The sequence below is a fragment of the Faecalibacterium prausnitzii genome, assembly GCF_003287495.1.
GTDB lineage: Bacteria > Bacillota > Clostridia > Oscillospirales > Ruminococcaceae > Faecalibacterium > Faecalibacterium prausnitzii_I.
Window position 1 is genome coordinate 419,751 of sequence record NZ_PRLE01000002.1, and the last position, 19,204, is coordinate 438,954.

The 19,204-nt window shown below is 44.4% G+C and carries 14 protein-coding genes; 10 read left to right on the forward strand and 4 right to left on the reverse strand.

Annotated features, from left to right (window positions below; translation table 11 throughout):
- The first annotated feature begins 75 nt into the window (after positions 1-75).
- Together C4N22_RS13055 and C4N22_RS05395 are read left to right on the forward strand one after the other, a co-directional pair.
- Positions 76-417, forward strand: a complete 342-nt coding sequence (locus tag C4N22_RS13055; protein WP_242980953.1) for a hypothetical protein — start codon at positions 76-78, stop codon at positions 415-417.
- On the forward strand, positions 344-1,138 hold the full coding sequence (locus tag C4N22_RS05395; RefSeq protein ID WP_242980954.1) for a Fic family protein: 795 nt from the start codon (positions 344-346) through the stop codon (positions 1,136-1,138). The genes C4N22_RS13055 and C4N22_RS05395 overlap by 74 nt, the downstream gene beginning before the upstream one ends.
- Positions 1,139-1,402: 264 nt before the next feature.
- Here C4N22_RS05395 and C4N22_RS05400 read toward each other — a convergent pair whose 3' ends face one another.
- The 4 genes from C4N22_RS05400 to C4N22_RS05415 all read right to left on the reverse strand — a co-directional run bounded on the left by C4N22_RS05400 (position 1,403) and on the right by C4N22_RS05415 (position 5,833).
- Positions 1,403-2,104, reverse strand: coding sequence for a hypothetical protein (locus C4N22_RS05400; RefSeq protein ID WP_112148244.1), 702 nt, complete (start codon positions 2,102-2,104; stop codon positions 1,403-1,405).
- A 190-nt stretch (positions 2,105-2,294) separates the two neighbouring features.
- Positions 2,295-3,110: a helix-turn-helix domain-containing protein gene (locus C4N22_RS05405; RefSeq protein WP_112148245.1), complete on the reverse strand. Its 816-nt coding sequence runs from the start codon at positions 3,108-3,110 to the stop codon at positions 2,295-2,297.
- Positions 3,085-3,903, reverse strand: coding sequence for a hypothetical protein (locus C4N22_RS05410; RefSeq protein ID WP_112148246.1), 819 nt, complete (start codon positions 3,901-3,903; stop codon positions 3,085-3,087). The genes C4N22_RS05405 and C4N22_RS05410 overlap by 26 nt, the downstream gene beginning before the upstream one ends.
- A gap of 145 nt (positions 3,904-4,048) precedes the next feature.
- On the reverse strand, positions 4,049-5,833 hold the full coding sequence (locus C4N22_RS05415) for an AAA family ATPase (protein ID WP_112148247.1): 1,785 nt from the start codon (positions 5,831-5,833) through the stop codon (positions 4,049-4,051).
- Positions 5,834-6,490: 657 nt separating this feature from the next.
- On the opposite strand from C4N22_RS05415, the gene C4N22_RS13225 reads away from it, so the two are divergent.
- The 8 genes from C4N22_RS13225 to C4N22_RS05455 all read left to right on the forward strand — a co-directional run bounded on the left by C4N22_RS13225 (position 6,491) and on the right by C4N22_RS05455 (position 19,194).
- Positions 6,491-6,694, forward strand: coding sequence for a helix-turn-helix domain-containing protein (locus C4N22_RS13225; RefSeq protein ID WP_112148248.1), 204 nt, complete (start codon positions 6,491-6,493; stop codon positions 6,692-6,694).
- Positions 6,695-6,698: 4 nt separating this feature from the next.
- The gene (locus tag C4N22_RS05425) at positions 6,699-8,879 is read left to right on the forward strand and encodes a hypothetical protein (RefSeq protein ID WP_112148249.1); all 2,181 of its coding nucleotides are present in this window, start codon (positions 6,699-6,701) and stop codon (positions 8,877-8,879) included.
- On the forward strand, positions 8,866-11,145 hold the full coding sequence (locus C4N22_RS05430; RefSeq protein WP_112148250.1) for a phosphoadenosine phosphosulfate reductase family protein: 2,280 nt from the start codon (positions 8,866-8,868) through the stop codon (positions 11,143-11,145). The genes C4N22_RS05425 and C4N22_RS05430 overlap by 14 nt, the downstream gene beginning before the upstream one ends.
- Positions 11,146-11,158: 13 nt before the next feature.
- Positions 11,159-13,597, forward strand: coding sequence for a hypothetical protein (locus tag C4N22_RS05435; protein ID WP_112148251.1), 2,439 nt, complete (start codon positions 11,159-11,161; stop codon positions 13,595-13,597).
- Between the two features lie 110 nt (positions 13,598-13,707).
- Positions 13,708-15,357 carry a hypothetical protein gene (locus C4N22_RS05440; protein WP_112148252.1) on the forward strand — a complete coding sequence of 550 codons (1,650 nt, stop codon included), beginning with the start codon at positions 13,708-13,710 and terminating at the stop codon, positions 15,355-15,357.
- 1 nt (position 15,358) lies between these two features.
- A complete protein-coding gene (gene pglZ, locus C4N22_RS05445; RefSeq protein WP_112148253.1) occupies positions 15,359-17,521 on the forward strand; it encodes a BREX-4 system phosphatase PglZ in 2,163 nt (720 codons plus the stop codon).
- 12 nt (positions 17,522-17,533) lie between these two features.
- Positions 17,534-18,991, forward strand: a complete 1,458-nt coding sequence (gene brxL / locus C4N22_RS05450) for a BREX system Lon protease-like protein BrxL (protein WP_112148254.1) — start codon at positions 17,534-17,536, stop codon at positions 18,989-18,991.
- A complete protein-coding gene (locus C4N22_RS05455; protein ID WP_112148255.1) occupies positions 18,991-19,194 on the forward strand; it encodes a hypothetical protein in 204 nt (67 codons plus the stop codon). The genes brxL and C4N22_RS05455 overlap by 1 nt, the downstream gene beginning before the upstream one ends.
- The last annotated feature ends 10 nt before the right edge of the window (positions 19,195-19,204 follow it).

Here is a 19,204-nt window from a genome sequence, read left to right on the forward strand (position 1 = left end):
GGAAGAATCCGAAAATTTCTGCGGATAGGCAGAGGTTTTCGCGTGCTGATTGTGCCAGTTCGGAGGGCATCACTCATGTGCATCGAGAAAATGATTGATGGAATGAGCGATGGGTGCTATACTATGGATAACAACCAACACTGCGAGGTGCGTATGAAAAAGAAACAACCTCCGTTTCAAATCACAAATAAAATCATTGATGATGTTGCAGAAATTTCAGAGCTGACCGGAAGGCTTTCCGCCCACGATCATCTTTCAAGCAACCCCAATCTGCGCCGCACCAATCGGATCCGAACCATTCACGGCTCCCTTGCCATCGAGCAAAACACCCTGAGTCTGGAACATGCTTGCCGTTCTGAACGGCAAGCATGTTCTGGCTCCGCCCAAGGACATTGCCGAGGTCAAAAACGCCTATGAGATTTACGAGCGGCTGGACGAGCTTGACCCCTACTCCGTAGACGGCCTGCTGACTGCTCACGGTATCATGACTCGCGGACTTGTGGAGGAATCCGGCATGTTCCGCACAAGGCCCGTTGGTGTCGTAGATCATGAGGGACATGTCCTGCATTTCGGCAAGCTGCCCCAGTATGTGTCTGATTTGGTCATGGAGCTGTTGGATTGGGCAAAGCACAGCGACTTGCATATGTTGATCCGAAGCTGCATGTTCCATTATGAACTGGAACTGATCCATCCCTTTGCAGACGGCAATGGCCGTGTTGGACGGCTCTGGCACACGTTGCTGCTCTCCAAATGGAATCCTGTGTTTGCATGGCTGCCGGTCGAGTCCATCATCCACGACCATCAGCAGGAATACTACGATGCCATCAATGCCAGCAACGATGCAGGCGAGTCCACCGCGTTCATCGAGTTCATGCTCTCTGCCATCAAAGCATCGCTCATCGACGCCATCCATACGAGTGATACAATGAGCGATGGAAAGATGGACAAGAAAACTCTGCGCTGGCAGAAGATTGAGCAGTTCTTGCAGACGCATGAGTATATCATGAACGCCGATGTGCGGGAGCTGTGTGGGGTGTCGGCAGCGACGGCCAATAGAATTTTGGCGGGGTCGGTGAAAGACGGTAAACTGTCAAAACGCCAAGAGGAAAATCATTGGGCTTACAAAATAAATTTGTGACTTTGCCACTAAAGTATAAAGATGAGGAAACAACAAAGACACGCATTAGCGTAATTTCAAACGAAAGAAATATTGTGAAAAACCAAGTCAAAGCCACGAATGTCAATGGCGTTCATACTCAGAAGTGTTCTGCAGAAACGCGCAGACGCACATTTTTGTGCGATCAAGGAGTTTTAGAGGCACTGCCCCTAACAAGAGGAGCCAGATTTTCGTGAAGGACTCCGTAGCGTAGGCAAAACGGAGTTATTAGCACTGGTAACAGAATCATTCACCAACATATTTCTTCAAGCGCTTATATAATTGCTGCACAGGAACAAGTTCTTCTGATGGGCCAATATTGGCTAGTTTATCAAGCACACCACTGTGCTGAAATTTTGTTATCAATGCGAAATATGGACATCTATGAATCTCCATCAGCAAGGAAATCAACTCTGCATCTAGATACTTTCCAAACAGACTGATAAGCAACTCAATTTCATCCCGCGCGTCCTCAACGTGCTTATTAACGATCCAATACGTAGGCACTGAAATCAGTTTTGAGTTAGCGTCGATAAACTTATAACCCAAATCTCCCTTCGGGTCAATTCCATCAAGCAGTTTTTTCAATTCATCTTCCGAAATTTCATCAAATCCCAATTCTCTCCCTGTTTTCTGCCGATACATTCTTTCGTAGGGGTCACCAATCAATGTCAGGATTTTACTGACGGAAAATGATACGGTCGGTTTCACACGTTCATGTTCTCGACACTCAGGTAGATAGATTTGAAAATAACAGAAGATGCAGTTTGCTATGATAGCTAAGCCAAGTGTATCGAGCAGGGTAAATAACGCTCCTGCAAAAGGAAACCATTCTGGTAGGTCAGCAGTAAAAACATAAACGAGAGCGATTATTACAGATAGAACCGTCAATATGAATAATGCTTTGTATCGACGAATAAATCCCTCTATTATCTTAAAGCGAAGCATTAATATTCTCCTCTCATGGACGCAATCAGTAAAATAGAATATTTTCCAAAGCGCGATTTGACAAAAGATCAAATCGCGCTATTCCTATGACCCGGATTATAAATCCCAAACGGTGAGAGAAAACGGAAAATATGATGGTGGTTATCGTATACTGTTTCGTTTAGGGCCATAATGGGGGTATAACTCATATTTACTGCCAATTTCGTTTCAGAACCTCACTTTTCAGATACATCGTACTCTTTTCCGATGTTTTGATCGGGTGGAGCTTTCCGCGTTTTGTCAGGTCGATGATATTCTGCCGGGAGCAGCCCAAGATCTCCGCCGCTTCCGCTGCGTTGATGACTCTGTGTGCAGCATAGTTCCGGAAGTCTTCCATTGTCAGCGGAACACTTTTGCCAATTCGATAGAGCATCGTATCCGAAACGGTCATGTTCACATCCCACGTAACGCCGTATCCGCCCGTCTGCATCTGCACATGCTGAAAATAGTCCGGCTTCTTGAGAAGGATCTGAAACGCCTTCGTCTTTTCAAAGTGCTTCTGCAAATCGCACTTCTTCACCGCGCCATCCCGGAAAAACACCAGCAGGCAATGATCCTCCAGCGGCAGCACATCTTCAATTCTCTTGGAGAAGCGCTTCGTAATTTCTTCCGGAAGCTCCTTCTCATCAATGGGAACGAGGTAGTAATCGTCCTGGGCGCATCGCCCCATCGCCAACATCAGAAGCGCATACTCGTCATATTCTTGCAGATGATTGTCACGCAAAATCTCGCCAATGTTCTGGCGGTCGGTTGGAACGATCCGCTGCTGAACCCAGATTTTGCTCCAATAGGAATTGACTGTGGTTTCTCCGCGCTTCACAAAGGAGTCCAGCAGCAGCGGTGTCTCCCATGCGGCTGCGTTCTCCGGCAGCTCAATGTAGAACCGCTTTTCCTGCTCGTAGTACAGGAGGTACGCCAGATCCTTCTGCTCCTGTGCTGATTCATCTCGAATGGCAAAAATCTTCATACGCGCACCACCTTTTCCAAATCATTTCCCATATCTTGTCCTGAAGCGTCTGCGAGAGCACGCCGTCCAGCCCTTCCATCAGTATCCGCCTGTCGCTATCGTGCAGCGGCGTCAGCTTTGGCATTTTATCCTTCGGAATGATACGCAGGTTATCCCATGTGGACTTTGAGCCGATAAAGTTGTTGCAGGGCTTGTCGGCCATCACATCGAACGCAGCCGCCGCAGCATCATCCGGGCAGCTGCAAAGCAGAGAGAGGCCGTGGTCAAACAGGGGAGCCAGACGAATCGTCTTCTTTCGGCTGTTGCGCAGCACCTCAATATTGGCACCGTGGCGATCCCGGTTCAGGATCAGATAGTCTACGATCAGCATCTGATAAACATAGTCTTCCCATCCCATACGGATGCAGAAATCCAAAGCGGACTCATCCGGCAACGCTTCCAACTCTTTGTAGGCATCCAAAGCGGTCTTGGACTCACTCTTTGCCTTGAAATCCTCCGAAGCGCAGAGATAAACTTCGTGGGTTCTGCCATCCACCGAAACATCTGCATGGATCAGCTGATAGGACAGATGAGGAATCCCCAACATCGTCAGCAGCCGGTCAACGATCAGCTCGTTCACGCACTCATGCCCGATGACTCCACGCGCCTTATCGAAGTTCGAGAGCTTGTAATAGGTCTTCTTTCCGCCGAGTTCGGAGTATGCTTTCAGAAAAGAACCGGCAGTTCCGGAAGAATTGCGATAGACTGACCACGACAAATACGTCAGGTCCTGCTTTTCTTTCATCAGCTGCATGTATACCTCACCTCAAGATTATTATATCTTTTCGCTTGTCATACGTCAAGTTTATTTTGGTGTATAACTTGTCGTATGACAAGTTTATCCGATTTTATGCCACATAAAACCGCCGCCCCGATTTGAAGTCAGGGCGGCGGTTTTGTCAAGCAAGGTTTCGCAGATATTCTTCCACATTCTGATACTGAATGCCGTCTATCTCTTGGCTTTCCCCGCGATAGAGGACGAACTTTCCGGTGATCGGGCCATAGCGGTGCTCGGTCTGGGCGCATTTTTGCTCGTCGATCAGATGGCGGCACTGCTGTGGGACAGCTTCCTCGCTGTGCTTGATCTCGAAAATCCGGCAGGAGCCTGCCTCCGGGTCAAATACCACCATGTCAAATTCGCCCACGGGGAATTGCAGGACAAACACCTGCTTCTTGGGGTTTGCCAGCTTGGTTTCCAGCAGGACGATGTCCTCCAGCATCCGCCCCTTGATCTCGGTCAGGATGCGCTGCTGCACAGCGGTGCGCTCTGTCAGAGACAGCGCGCTGAACGTTTCATCCAGCAGCAAACTGCGGATCAGCGCATCCGCCTGCGCATAGCGGAGTCCCGGCTGTGCGATCACCGTGCGGCTGGACTTCGTGCTGACATCCGGCAGGTGCAACACGTCGACCTCCCGCGTTAAGTCCAGCAAGTCCAGATACTCCTTGATCTCCGCCGCGTGAACATCGTCCAGTTTTACGGTTTGTTCCGCCTTGTTGCGGATCTCCAGCAGCTTCCGCAGACTGTCGGTCACGGCAGCCAAATCCACGCGGTCGAGAATATCTGTAGGATTTGTGCGGTCACGGCGCAGGTTGCTGGCGGAAATGCCAAGGTCATGGGACTTCCAATCCTGCGCCAGCACCTCCAGCGTGAAGCGGTGGTTGATGTCCTCCACCACCCGGTTGATGGCGCTGGTCAACTCGCCCTTCTCGTATAAATCCCGCAGATGGCGGAAGTGCCCCTCGTACTGATAGCAGCGCAAGGAGTGCTGGATATTGCGGGCAATGGCGGTGTCCACATATTCGTCGGTGCTTTCCTTGCTGGCAAACGTGGAGGTCTCGTTGTAGTGAACGCCGCCGAGACTCATGGTGCCGCCGTAGCGGATATACTCGTCGATGCCATGGATGCCGAGGACAGATTCAAACTCGCGGTAAGGGATGAAGGTGGTATGCAGCAGGATGCAACGGTCATAGAGCTGTTCATCCTCGGTAAAGAGAAAGCCCAGCGAGTCCGTGCCGGAGAGCACGATCTTCATACCGCAGGCCGCAAACACATCAGAAAACAGCGCCGCGCCCTCGATGAAATCCTCCATCAGCGTCACCTCGTCGAGGAACACATAGCGAAAGCCCTGCGCTTCCAGCGCCTTGAGGTCACGGTTCACGTCTGCCAGCGTGTCTTTTGCGGTGATCTGAATGAACGCTGCCTTAGCAAGCTGCGTGTCGCTCATCTCCGCGAAAATCTGGCGGATCATGGTGGTTTTCCCCGTCCGGCGCAGGCCGTAGAGAATGAACACCTTGTCCTGCGGCTCACCGTATACAATGTCGTGCAGCTGCCGGAAGCACTCGCGCCTGCGATAGTCGCGAACAGATGCCGCAAAGGAACGCAGCGCCTCGCCGGTGCGGACATTGGTGGTAAACGCAGAAAGGTTCGCAGGTTTTGCCTTGGGCAGCTGCTTTTTCAGCACCTTCAGCTCCTGCTCCAGCGCCTTCCGCCGCTCGATCTGGGTGCGGAAATTCTCCAGTTCGTCCGCAGGAATAAACTTCTCCCGCCGCTTTTTGTTCTCCGTCCAACGGTGGTAGAAATAGTCCTTGCCTCTGACGGTTTTCTTCGTAACAGAGCCAGCGGGCAAAGCAGAAATCTGCTGTTCCAGCTCCGCCGCCCGCGCTTGCATTTCGGATAACTCCATAGCGCACCTCCTGTGAGATACTATTCTATGCAGAATTATACCCAACTATACCCTCAAAGTCAATGGTATAGTGGGGTATAATTATTTTCTCCGAGCTGCTTAGCTACTAATATTCAAAGCACTTTCCTCAGCGTCTTCCTTGGTATTATACTTTCCCAAGTGAAATACGAATGGTGCCTTTGGCATAACCATCATCAAGCCTATATCAGTGAAAACGAACGACAACATGCATGCTCAACCGTGTGCCCCTCAAAGGGAAGAAGGGCAAGCATACCCACGTCTTTATTGACGAGTTCCATGTGGTATTTGTGAATGAGTTCGCGGCGCAGTTCGTCAACTCTGCACGACGGCAGTTCCGTAAGCGCAGCGCACAACTCTGACGATAGCTTCCGCGTGAATCAGCACCCAGTTGGCATTATGAAATTCTCGGCTACGGTGTGCTGAATCCGTAAGCCGGGTTCAGAGATACGAGTTCGGTCCCCCCTAATTTTTGGTCGCGTTTAAATGTCAACTAAAACCGACAACTTCTGAAAAATATCGCGGAAATACCCCGATATCCTTGAATTATTCGAGACCTTGTGATAAAATATTCATTGATACCTGTAAAAATGGGTGTATTGCGCCCTGATTGGGATAAATGAGAAAGGACGATCGGCTATGCGCGTGAGCTATGACAGACTTTGGAAACTGATGAAGAACAATAAAATGACAAAACGCGATCTTGCTCAAGCTGCCAGATTCAGTCAATACATGATGGGGCAATTTACCAAAAACGAGTATGTTTCCCTAAAAGAGATTGCGACTCTTTGTGGTATCTTCCATTGTGATATTGGGGATGTTGTTGAGATAATCGAGGACTAGCTGTATGAATAGTCAGCCTAAATGGGATATATACGAATCCGTAGTACTTTTAAACGGTTACCTCTTAGCTTGTAAAAAGAGTGAACCAAGAGCCTATATTATCAGGCGTGTTTCGGCGGACTTACGAGCCATGGCCATACATCGAGGGCGGAAGATTGATGAGATTTTTCGAAATGAAAACGGTATATCTTATCAAATGCAAAGCATGGATTCTGCCTATAAAGGCCGAAAAATTTATGTTCCTGCAACTAAGCTGTTTCAAGAAACGGTAAGCTTGTATAGAAATCAAAACAGCAGATTTCAGGAATTGCTCAAGGAAGCAAGATATATGATTGAACATGACATTGCACACCCCGCCCTGAATGATACAGATGTATTTGTCGTAGATTTTAACGACTGCCCGGACATGTCGTTTGCGCGTGTAAACAGTCTCACATATAGAGGGCAGGCAATACTGATCCGTCCTAAATGGCGTGACCTTTATATAGCGCTTCTGAAAAAACTCTATGCTGATTATTCAAATGAAATTGATAGTGTAGTTGGAAAAGTGTATGGAAGAGCGTCAGCTCCGTTTGTTGGAAACTGTCATTCTATTTCTTTAATGCGTTCTCCGGGTGAATTCGCTCCTGACAGATATGTAGAACTAAACATATCCGCAACTACAGTCATTGTAAATATAAAAACTATGCTAGATATCTGCGGTACAAGTTACGAGGATGTCAACATCACTTACACCAAGAGCAATAAGGACCAAATGGAAGCACTTTTAAATGTTCAAAATATTCGGACAGTTTTTTCAGCCGAGTTGCTTTCAATTGCGGGGACGATTATTTCTGATATCTTTCCGAATGGCCTTCGCAAGTCATCGCAAATTGCGAGAAAGAAATTTGCAGCTGCTTATAAAAATACTACAGGCAGAGACTTCCAAGACAATATAGATCTTGATGCACTTGCTCTTCAGGTTGGATTGGAGTATGAAGACAAGATATATGTTCCTTCTAAGGAAACGAAGGAATTTCTCAAGAAGTTAATCGATAATATTCGGGAACAAGAATATCGTTTAGTGTATTACGAAGAACTGTACAACGCTTTTTCAGAACAGCTTTCTGCGGATAAGATTTTCTCGGCAGAGATGTTAAAAACGGTACTTGAGGCTGTTGCGCCTGAAATGGTTTTCTATAAGGCATATGCGTGCTTTTCAAAGAACGACTCTTTGGTTGATGACATAATACGTGCTTACGGGAATGATATATATATCGACTACCAGGAGATAAAAAGTCGCCTGCCGTATGTTGACCTTTATCAGATTCGTTTGACCTGTTCCAGAAGCCCTGAGTTCGTCTCTATGGGCGACGAAGTATATGCTCTTTCTGGGAAAATATATTTGTCGAAAAACGATGTTGAAGCCGCAAGGAGAAGTATAGAAGAAGATATAACCGAAAATAACTTTTCCAAGCTTGGAAGCATTGATGTTTATGAAAGTGAATGCATGAATCCCGGCATCAATGCTTCTGCATTGCAGACGCTCCTGTTTGATAGGTATCTATCGGAAGATTACGACAGGAAGCGCTCAATCATCACAAGAAAAGGCGCAGAAGTCCGAGTGTACGATGTGATGAAGAAGTTTTGCCTTGAACACGAGCAGATATCCGTTAATGAGATAGAAGCATATGAACGGGATATCAGTGGTCGCTTCACATACGGATTAAGCGCCGCTTTTGACGGCATGATCAGAGTTGACAAAGAAACATTTGTGCATAACGATATGGTGTCTTTTGATGTCGAAGCAATCGACTACGCAATCTCGATGTATGTTCAAAATAGCGTGGTTCCTTTGGCTGACATTAAAAGTTTTACTTCCTTTCCCTATGTTGAGGACTTCCCATGGAACTCTTTTCTACTAGACAGTTTTTGCAGTCATTACAGCAAAGAATTTCGTTCAATGGGCGGTCCTGCAAAGCAGGATATTATCGGCGCAATATACCCGATTCATATGACTTTTGACAACTACACATCTCTTCTGGCAAAAGCCGCCGCAGGTAGCGGATTGGAGCTGACGGAGAAAACGATTGGAGACTTCTTTTCTGCCCATAAATACTGGTTGAGAAGGAGTAAGCTCAATGAGGTTTTAGCGACAGCTCAGGAAATGAGACTCAAGGAGGAACAATCCCTTGTACGAATATAAATACGATGCCGAAACTGGCGGCATAATACTTACAGATACTACTTCACTTGTATCAAAAGAGCCGAGACCAGTCTATGCTCAGGAGCTTGATTATCTGGGCGTTGATGATTATCTGATATACGAGAAGCAGCAGGATGTCCCTTATATGTGGGCTGAGGCCGCGCGGTATATCTACAAGGGAGAAGTCATTTTCAATACAAAGGGCGGCTCGCTTTACGAAAAGCCTACGCTGGAATTCGCAATGAAAGAAGAAAACGGTGAGAAGGTTCGTGTAATTCCAAACGGTACAGTTCTTGAGAAAATCGACATCTCCGCTATGGTAGAAGCGAACAGAGACTCGCTTGCAATTATAGAACAGATAACAGTCAAAAAAATCTATGATGTGTATAAGCGTCGGCAGAAATCACTTGATTGTTTCCATGTTGCCTTTTCCGGCGGCAAAGACAGCATAGTACTTCTTGAGCTTGTGAAAAAAGCATTGCCGAGAAGCAGCTATATGGTTGTATTCGGTGATACAAAGATGGAATTTCCGGATACATATGAACTGGTTGATATTGTCGAGAAGCAATGCAAAGAGGAGGGTATAAACTTCTACCGTGCGGCATCGCATTTCGAACCGGAAGAAAGTTGGCGTCTGTTCGGACCTCCCTCCAGGGTTCTTCGCTGGTGCTGTACTGTTCACAAGGCCGCACCTCAGACGCTGAAAATCCGTGAGGTTTTGGGAAAGAACGACTATGTGGGAATGGACTTTGTCGGAGTAAGAGCGCATGAAAGTGCCACTCGTGCCACTTATGACGAGGAAAATTTCGGGAAGAAGCAAAAAGGACAGTATTCCCATAACCCGATATTGGAATGGACATCTGCGGAAATTTGGCTGTACATCTTTTCGCATAACCTTCCGATTAATAACACCTACAAAAAAGGAAACTCCAGAGCAGGCTGCCTGTTTTGCCCGATGGGTGGCGGTAAATCAGATAGCTTTAGATATCTTTGCTATAAGAATGAAATAGATAAATATACTGATATTATTAGAGATACCATTGCTGATAAAAATATAAACACATATATAACAAATGGAGGCTGGATCGAACGTAAAAACGGAAGAGATATTATTGGCAATGAAACGAAGTACACTGAAGAGATAATTGGAGACAATCTTGTTATCACAATTAAGAATCCATCAACTGATTGGCATGAATGGATAAAGACGCTTGGCGAAGTTAGCTTTGAATATGATGTCGAGCAGATAAGTAACGGATTTAGAATTACCGTCCCAAAGCAATACGATAAAAGTAGCGAATGCAAGCTCTTCAAACAGGTGTTTCACAAAGCAGCATACTGTGTAAAGTGTGGGGTTTGCGAAGCAAATTGTAGAAACGGGTGTATTTCCTTTAAAGATGGATTGGTGATTACCAATTGCTTGCACTGTAAGCAATGTCATAATATAGATGATGGCTGTTTAGCTTATCACTCTATGCAGTTACCAAAAAACGGAGGGAGAGTAATGAAGAGTATAAACACGTTTGCAGACCATGCCCCCAAAATTGAGTGGATCCAAAATTTCTTTGAAAAAGGAAATGAGTTTTTTACAGATAATACACTTGGTCCTATGCAAATTAGCATGTTTAAACGGTTTTTATCAGATGCAAAACTGGCTGAGAAAAACAAAACAACCCAGTTTTACGATGTTGTAACGCGATTAGGGTGGGAGTCGGAGGAAGCGTGGGGATTGATACTTGTCCAACTGGCTTATCAAAATCCGCAAATAAAGTGGTATATTGATAATATGCCGATTAACGAGACATTTCCGCGTCAGTACCTTGAGGATAAACTTGTTGAAGCTGAAATCAGTCCGAAGGATGCAAAATCTATTCTCAAGGCATTTAAGAGACTGACTGAAATTCCATTAGGATATGTCATCAACTTTGGAATAACGGAGAATTCTGGGCGTCAAATATCCTCTTTGCGACGCTGCAAGAGCACCTTATCGAGTAAGCTCGTTCTTCTCTATGCTCTGTATAGATATGCTGAGGCTTGCGAGGGATACTATCAGTTTAACCTGAGCACGCTGATGGATGTAGCCATAGATTCCGTCGGTATCAGCCCGGTTAAGATATTCGGCTTTGAGCGAGATGAGCTGGAAGCAATGCTCAGAGGCCTTTCCGCAAAATACAATGACTTCATTGATGCAGACTTTACACACGATTTGGAGAAGATAGCACTGAGAGACTATCACACATCCGCAGATGTGCTCGATCTGTTTTAAGAGGTGAAGGAGAATGAAATATAGCGAATATTTTGAAATAGACAAAAACTACTATCCGGAAATTAACCCGGACTCCGTGAAAAATCCGGGCAATGAGTGGCAATATACCTATCCTCATGAAACCTTTGTCGAGCTGCTTTCTTCTGTCGAGCTTATGCTCAGCAGGGAAAACACTGAGCTCAGAAAAGGTATTTGGATTGAGGGCTCATACGGCACCGGTAAGTCCAGAGTTGTGTGGGCACTGAAGAATTTATTGGAATGCTCCGAAAAGGAGTTTCGTGACTACTTTGAAAAAAATCACGATGAATTCAAAAAAGCCCCGGACTTAGAGGACAAACTTTTCGCACAAAGGTCGGGGAAAATTGTCACTGTGTTCCGCTACAACAGCGGTGAAATTACCACAATTAAGAAGTTTATCACTGCCGTATTTGACAGCGTTTCCGATGCGCTTGATAAGGCAGGCATTGCATATAACGGCAACAAGACACTGCGTGGTAAAGTTGTCCAGTGGCTTTCAGATGATGCTAACAAAGCATATTTCAACGCTATTATTTCGATGCCGCAGTATCGCTCTCTGGGCAGCTTAAGCGGCAAAAACGCTGATGACATTATAGCACAGTTAAACAATCCTTCTGCCAGTTCGGATGCGCTCCTCACTGATATTCTGCGTATAGGTGAAGAGAAAGGTATTAAACCGTTCAATATTGAAATGCGGGATTTGAAGGACTGGCTCACAGACATTATTGAGAGCAACCAGTTAAAAGCAATCGTTTTTCTGTGGGACGAGTTTTCTTCCTTTTTCAAGAATAACCCGACTGCTTTGGATGTATTCCAGTCTTTAGCAGAGCTTGCAAACGACAAGCCATTTTATATGGTTATTGTAACGCATATGGCGGGCTCTTTCTTCTCGGATTCGGACAAGAGGACAAAAGATGCTTTCAACATTGTCTATGACCGTTTTGTACATAAAACAATTGAAATGCCTGATAACATTGCGTTCAGGCTTATTAAACACGCAATGAAAATAAAAGATGTCGCAAAAGATGAATACGAAGATTTCGCCGACGAGCTAACAAGCTACATGCCTTTCTCCAGAAAGGCGGTATGCGAAGCTGTAAAGGTAGACGACGATGTGATGAAGGGCATCTTCCCCATTCATCCCATGGCCGCTCTTTTGCTGAAGCATTTTGCAAAGAACTTTGCTTCTAACCAGAGAAGCATGTTTAACTTTATTAAGAATAGCCAGTCTAATGATTTGCACGCATTTCAGTGGTTCATTGAGAACCATTCGCCTGAGGATAACGAAATTCTTACAATTGATTACCTTTGGGATTTCTTCTACGAAAAAGGCGGAGATGAAAACTCCGATACGCAGGGCAAGAGCAACCTAGATATTGCTATTGCAACAATCCTTGATACATACCCCAGCAACGCCGCCAAGCTGAACCGTGAAGAACAGCGTGTTCTTAAAACTGTCCTTATGATGCAGGCAATCAGCAAAAAGATGAATAACGGCGTGGAACTGTTGCGTCCGACAGTGCAGAACCTTGGACTTGCTTTTGAAGGCGACGATTCCATGGAGAACAACCGTGCTATCAATATTGCGAGAAATCAGCTCGTTCAGAAGAAAATTCTTTATATCGACACTAATGGCTCTGTTGAAGAATTTGCCGCTTCTGCCATTGCCGGAGATCAGGTGCAGATTGATGCAATTAAGGATCGTTTGCGTAAAGAAACCAAAACTGCAAAGCTCATCGATGACGGCGATTTGATGTCAGCGTTTACCTTTAATTCCGCTTTGCGTGCAAGATACAATTTCCAATATGCAACGGTAGATAATTTCAAAGTTACAGTCAACAGGATAAATAATATGCCGAAATCCTACAAGTTCAATGCGGTAATTTGCATCGCCAGAACCGAGGAAGAGCAAACAACCCTTCGTCTAAAGATAGCCGAAGCGGTACGGGATTCTGCTTATGCGGATATCATTTTCATTGATGCCACATCCAATATTATGGGTGCAGATCGTTTTGAACAGTGGATTAGTGTTGCCGCTCAAACGGAGTACTGGAGGCCGAAAGACCCCCGTCTTGCCGACAATAAACAAACAGATGTTAAACGTACTCTTGCAGACTGGAAGAATGATATTACGGGAGGAAAATTCACAGTTTACTTTGGGACTGACTTTAAAGAAAATGCTTCCAGTATGACTCTTCTCAAAGAAAAACTTGCAGCAGTCGTACTAAAAGTTTACCCTCTATCTTTTGACAATTGCAATGTTTCTGATCAGTTCTTTACAGATGCAAAGTATGCTGATGCTGCCAAAAAAGGCATTGCTATGGCAAAGACCGTCGACTTCACAAGACCCGGCATTTTCCAAGAGAAGTATGTAAAGGCTATGCTCGGAGATGCGCTTGGATTGAGCATTTTGAGGAAGTCAAGCCGCATCTGAGCATTTCCAAGCTCAAACTGAAGGTAAAAACCCTTATAGATGGAGTTTTTGAGAAGGATGTTCGTATTGCTATCAGTGACATCTTTGATTATTTGATGAAGGAAGGCTTTATGCCTTGCTCAATGTATGCATACCTTGCGGGGTTCCTTCTGAGTGATTATTCCGATGAGCCCTACAGATATGGTGTCGGTTCTGCGGGTGATGACGGTGGCAAAATGACTGCCGGAGAACTCGGGAATGACATCGGAGAGTATGTTAAGAATAAGGTTTCTCCGATTAAAAACTACAAAGAGAAGTATATTGAAATAATGACGCCCGACCAGAAGGCCTTTGTTGATTTTGCAGCCAAGGCGTTCGGCATTGCGGAAAATCTTTCCGTAGAACAGGCCGCGTCAAAAGTCAGAATCAAGCTGAGAGATATCGGCTATCCCATCTGGTGCTTCAAGGCTATTGACACAAACAGCTTGGAAGAATTTATTGACAAACTTGCGGAAATATCGAATTCGCAAAACGGCGGGAATGTCCCTACTCTTGCCGGTCAAATGGGTAAAATGCTTCTTGCAGTACCTTCTTCCATTGACAATTTAGCTCAGCTCTTAACATCCGAAAATGGATATAAAGCAATGGGAGAATTTCTTCATGATTTTGAAGAAGGCCAGCTATTAACCTGTGCAGAGGCCATAGGGATCCCCGATGTTATGGCTGATGTTAAAAAGCAAATAGGTTCTGGCGAAGCAACATGGCTTTGGAATATGGATACCGGATTAGAGGAATTGCGGAAGTTACTCGTCGACTACAAGATTATTCTCCAAAGCACTCAGTTGGGAATAAAGTCGGCATCCTTCTTTTCTTGCATGCAGGCATGGAAGGAATATACGCGTTATATTAAGTCTCCGGCGAGTGTGATCACCGCCAAATGTCCTGAGCTCATGTATTTCATTGGCTGTCTGAAAGACATTGCCGAAAATGGAGAGATTTCTCATGAAAAACACGAGAAATTCCTTGCAGAACTCACTGAAAAAGCTTCTATCATTTCCGCATTGAAGGAAGAAAAAATTGCAATTTTTAAAGAGACTTATTCTCTGTACTTAGTCGGCTTCAACGATGCAGAAGTTAGAAAAGTATACAATACGTTGCCTGCCTCTTCGTTTACCGACGACAAGTCTACATTTGAAAAGAATGTTTCCGCAATTTCAGATGAAATTCGAAGCGAACAGGAACGATTCAGATTGCTTGAGCTTTGGGAAGAAAAAACAGGCACCAAGAACGCCTATGAATGGAGTGAAAAGAACCGTACACCTATAAAGGCCATGGTTTCGGTAGATGAGCAAGTAAATGCATTTAAACTGTTTGATGCCATAAATTACCCCAACACAGAAGCTTCTAAGGTGTCCGACGCATTGAGTTATCTGAAGAGTAATCCAGGATTCATAGCTTCACTTACGGATAAATCCAAAATCGATACAGCATTTATTCGCGTAATCGTAAAGAAGTACTATGCAATACTGACTGATTTGGACGCAGTAAGAGACCATTTGGAAAAGGTTATACCGAAGGCACCTTATTCATGGTATGGTGATCCCGCTGTATCTACCGAAATCGAAAAGCTTGCTAATTCCAAATACAGAACCGGTGGTAACTCTGTTGTCATGCAACGGATTGATAAAATGGATGCTGAAGAGGCAAAAAAATACTTGCGTAAACTTGTCCAGGAGGATGTTGAAGTAGGTATATCAATTATCAGCAAGGAAGGTATTTGATATGAAATCAATTGCCGTTAATGAGGCCATAGAGAATATCAGCGAATACTTAGGCAGTGATAACATATATCCGTATTTTGTCTCTGTAAGCGGGAGCAATGAGTATCGGCTTCTTCTGCATCGTTTCGCATCATTAAAGAAGGTCAAGGTCAGTGAATTTTGCAGTGCAGACGCATATCCGGATCTCGACGGTTTTCTTGACGCGGTTAAGGAAGAACATAATGAAAAGCTGATTCTCGGTGTCGGAGAATATATTACCTGCGGAGGCAATATTGACATTCTATACAGTTTGAAAAATCTCCCCTCACCTAAGACCGTTGTATTATGCAGAGGAATAAAACAGGAACTTTCAAAACTCAACAATGCAGATCGTAAATTCAACGCGAGACGTTTCTGCTGCGTGGATTCCGAGCTTGACTTTTCTGTAATTTCAGTCGAATTTCCTATCGGACTACAATTGTGCGAAGGGTATAAGAATCTTATTTCTGTGCTCGAGGACGGTGCTAACGGCAATGTATATGTAAAAACCAGCTTAAATGTTGATCCGACAAGGAAGATTTCCTCTGCTTACGATGCAATACGTGAACAAGATCTTCATTTTGAACTTCCGGAAAATTGCTTGGATGACGAGCATTGGAGTGAGTTTTTGGAGAATCCAGACATTTCCGGTTCTTATGAGCTCACAAGTTGGAGGGAATATCTCAAGCTCAAATTGAACCCATCAGAAGCTAATGATTACCTGCGGGCAGTTGTGGCAACTTCTGTGAATTATTCAGCATACAAGAAGAATCTGTTCGATTTGATTCTCTCATATTCTCCGAAGAGCAAGGAATACGGCGTATTTTATCCTCAGAGAAAAGAACTGCTAAAGGCTGCACAAGACATGGGAATCAATTCGTATCTTGCAAAGTCAAAGCAACGCGAGTCGCAGAGAATATATTACCTTACAGATAACACAGAAGAGGAACAGTACGAGATAATAAAGGAAATCGTTTCGCTGGGCGCTGTTCCCAAAGAAATAGTCACTATTTTCCCTGAGTTGAATGATTACTTATGTAAGTATGCCTTCGGTTGCAAAAATGGCGAACTTTTGACTGAATATTTTCAGGAATACAAGACCAACAAACTGTTAAATAGGATTCCGAATACGTTTCTTGAAACGGTAAAGGAATATTCCTTAGACGGCAACAGAAAGTACAACGTGTTGCCAACACGTGGCTCACTTGTTGAACAGTACAATGACGGTAAAAACGGCATGATTTGGATTGATGCTTTGGGTGTTGAATTTCTAGGCTACATTCAGCGCATCTGCGCTAAAATCGGATTGAAGATGGATGTTCAGATTGGCCGTGCCGTTCTCCCCACTTTGACAAGTAAAAACAAGTCTTTCTATGATGAATGGAAAGGGCCAAAGCAGCAGACAAAGCGTTTGGATGACATCAAACACAAAGGTGAAGATCGTTTTAATTACGAAAGCGACGGTGATGGTAAGCTACCGCTTCACATAGTGGCTGAGTTAAAAGTCATAAAAGACGTACTTTATAGAGCCAAGAGCTTGCTACTGCAAGAAGAAGTCAGAAAAGTTATCATTGCTTCAGATCATGGTGCAAGCCGCTTAGCTGTAATTAACGAACACCAAAGTAAACATACGATGTCGGATACAACCGGACAACATTCTGGCAGATGTTGTCCACTAAGCGAAACAGATGAAAGACCGGATTCTGCAACTTCAGAAAACGGATTCTGGGTACTGGCAAATTATGATCGCTTTGGTGGAGGCAGAAAGGCAAGTGTTGAAGTTCATGGTGGGGCTACACTTGAAGAAGTCATTGTGCCTGTCATAGAGCTTACATTGCTTGATTCTTCGATTACGATGGAAAACTTGACCCCAACAGTCTGGTCTAGCTATAACGAAAAACCTGTTCTAGAGTTATTCTGTGCAGCAAATGTTAACAAGATGAGACTGCGTGTTGGGGATGTGACTTATGAAGCGGAAAAGGTCAGCAACGTTAAATATCGTTTCGTTCTTGATAAGCATAAGATATCCGGACCATATACGGCCGAAGTGTTAGATTCCGATTCCATAATCGGAAAGATAAGCTTTGATATCCAGAAACGTAGTGGCGAAAAGAATAGCAAAGTTGAAGATGATTTCTTTATTTAAAGGGGAATAGCTATGGACGAAACCACAAGGAAATTAAGAAATTACTTCGATGAGATGGTTGTCTATAAAGACCTTAAAAACAGCAATTTTTTCTCTGCTCTCAGTCTGCCATCCTTCACAAGAGACTGGCTTCTCAGAAAATTTGCTGATGAAGAGGGGCATTTTGACAATGAACAACTCGCGGAGTTTGTAAAAAAATATATACCCAAGAAGAGTGATTGGACAGCAATCAAAAGTCGTATCGTAAAGGACAATGAACATGTAAGAATGCTGGCCAAGATTTCAGTTGAGGTTGATGTTCGTACCGGTCAGGTCTCTTTTACGCTTCCAGACTTTGGACTTTCTACAAAAGAAACCATAATTGAGGATGATGTATGGTTTGATTATAAAGAAGAGCTGATAAGTGGGCACGAAGTTTGGGGCATGATTGAACTGGGATATCGGCTACCTGATGATTCTGTAATACCGCATATTCCCGGAAAAATCAGACTTATTAGCTTTAGAAATTTTTGCCCATATGAAATCAATACCGAGTACTACAAAACTGTCCGTTCTAAATTTGATATTAAAGAGTGGATTGATATTTTGCTCGGTGCAGTCGATTACAATGCGGCAGGATATAACAGCTCCGAAGAAAAGCTTACAATGCTGACACGCCTTCTTCCTTTTGTTGAGAAGAGACTTAACTTGATTGAACTTGCACCTAAAGGTACTGGAAAATCGTATCTTTTTGGCAGGGTAAGTCGTTATGGTTGGCTTTCAAGTGGCGGTGTAATGTCTCGCGCCAAGATGTTCTATGACATTTCTAAACGCACTGAGGGCCTTGTTTCTGGAAATGACTTCATAACGCTCGATGAAGTTCAAACGATTTCGTTTACCGACGTGGATGAAATGCGTGCAGCTCTTAAGGGGTACTTGGAATCCGGTGTATTCACAGTTGGTAATTATGAGGGCACAGCATCATCCGGCGTCATTCTATGTGGCAACATTTCAAAGGAAACCATGGATAATGACGGAACTACGGATATGTTCTGCGAACTCCCGGCAGTATTCCATGAATCAGCACTTATAGAAAGATTTCACGGATTCATCAAAGGCTGGAATATTCCGAGGATGAACGATGATTTGAAGATATCCGGGTGGGCGCTTAACTCCGAATATTTCTGCTCGATTCTTCACGAATTAAGGGATGATACAACCTACAGATCTATCGTCGACGCCTTAGTTGTTGTCCCCGCCGGAGCAGATACAAGAGATACGGAAGCTGTAAAGAGAATTGCTACGGCATATTTGAAGCTTCTATTCCCTAATGTCAAAAAGCCGGAAGACATTGATAGCCGCGATTTCAACAGGTATTGCCTTCGCAGAGCTTGTAATATGCGAGCAACGATAAAAATGCAGCTTGGAATAATGGACAGCGAATATCGCGGAAAAGATATTCCTGCCTTCAAAGTAGCGGAGATAAACTAATGGCAAAATCACACTCTTGTAAAATATGTTTCAAAGAAAATCTGACCAAGGATGAAATCGGAGCCACGAGAAAACTAATCGATAAAGATGCAAAAGAGTTCTTTTGTATTGACTGCCTCGCAGACTACTTAGGCTGCACAGTGGACGAACTATTGGAAAAAATTGAAGAGTTTAAAGAAGAAGGCTGCACCCTCTTCAAGTGAGGAAATACCT

What these genes read in the sequence shown, in the direction of transcription:
- C4N22_RS13055 (WP_242980953.1), top strand. Translation starts at nt 76, where the DNA reads ATGTGCATCGAGAAAATGATTGATGGAATGAGCGATGGGTGCTATACT.
- C4N22_RS05395 (WP_242980954.1), top strand. Translation starts at nt 344, where the DNA reads ATGCTTGCCGTTCTGAACGGCAAGCATGTTCTGGCTCCGCCCAAGGAC.
- C4N22_RS05400 (WP_112148244.1), bottom strand. Translation starts at nt 2,104, where the DNA reads ATGCTTCGCTTTAAGATAATAGAGGGATTTATTCGTCGATACAAAGCA.
- C4N22_RS05405 (WP_112148245.1), bottom strand. Translation starts at nt 3,110, where the DNA reads ATGAAGATTTTTGCCATTCGAGATGAATCAGCACAGGAGCAGAAGGAT.
- C4N22_RS05410 (WP_112148246.1), bottom strand. Translation starts at nt 3,903, where the DNA reads ATGCAGCTGATGAAAGAAAAGCAGGACCTGACGTATTTGTCGTGGTCA.
- C4N22_RS05415 (WP_112148247.1), bottom strand. Translation starts at nt 5,833, where the DNA reads ATGGAGTTATCCGAAATGCAAGCGCGGGCGGCGGAGCTGGAACAGCAG.
- C4N22_RS13225 (WP_112148248.1), top strand. Translation starts at nt 6,491, where the DNA reads ATGCGCGTGAGCTATGACAGACTTTGGAAACTGATGAAGAACAATAAA.
- C4N22_RS05425 (WP_112148249.1), top strand. Translation starts at nt 6,699, where the DNA reads ATGAATAGTCAGCCTAAATGGGATATATACGAATCCGTAGTACTTTTA.
- C4N22_RS05435 (WP_112148251.1), top strand. Translation starts at nt 11,159, where the DNA reads ATGAAATATAGCGAATATTTTGAAATAGACAAAAACTACTATCCGGAA.
- C4N22_RS05440 (WP_112148252.1), top strand. Translation starts at nt 13,708, where the DNA reads ATGCCTTGCTCAATGTATGCATACCTTGCGGGGTTCCTTCTGAGTGAT.
- pglZ (WP_112148253.1), top strand. Translation starts at nt 15,359, where the DNA reads ATGAAATCAATTGCCGTTAATGAGGCCATAGAGAATATCAGCGAATAC.
- brxL (WP_112148254.1), top strand. Translation starts at nt 17,534, where the DNA reads ATGGACGAAACCACAAGGAAATTAAGAAATTACTTCGATGAGATGGTT.
- C4N22_RS05455 (WP_112148255.1), top strand. Translation starts at nt 18,991, where the DNA reads ATGGCAAAATCACACTCTTGTAAAATATGTTTCAAAGAAAATCTGACC.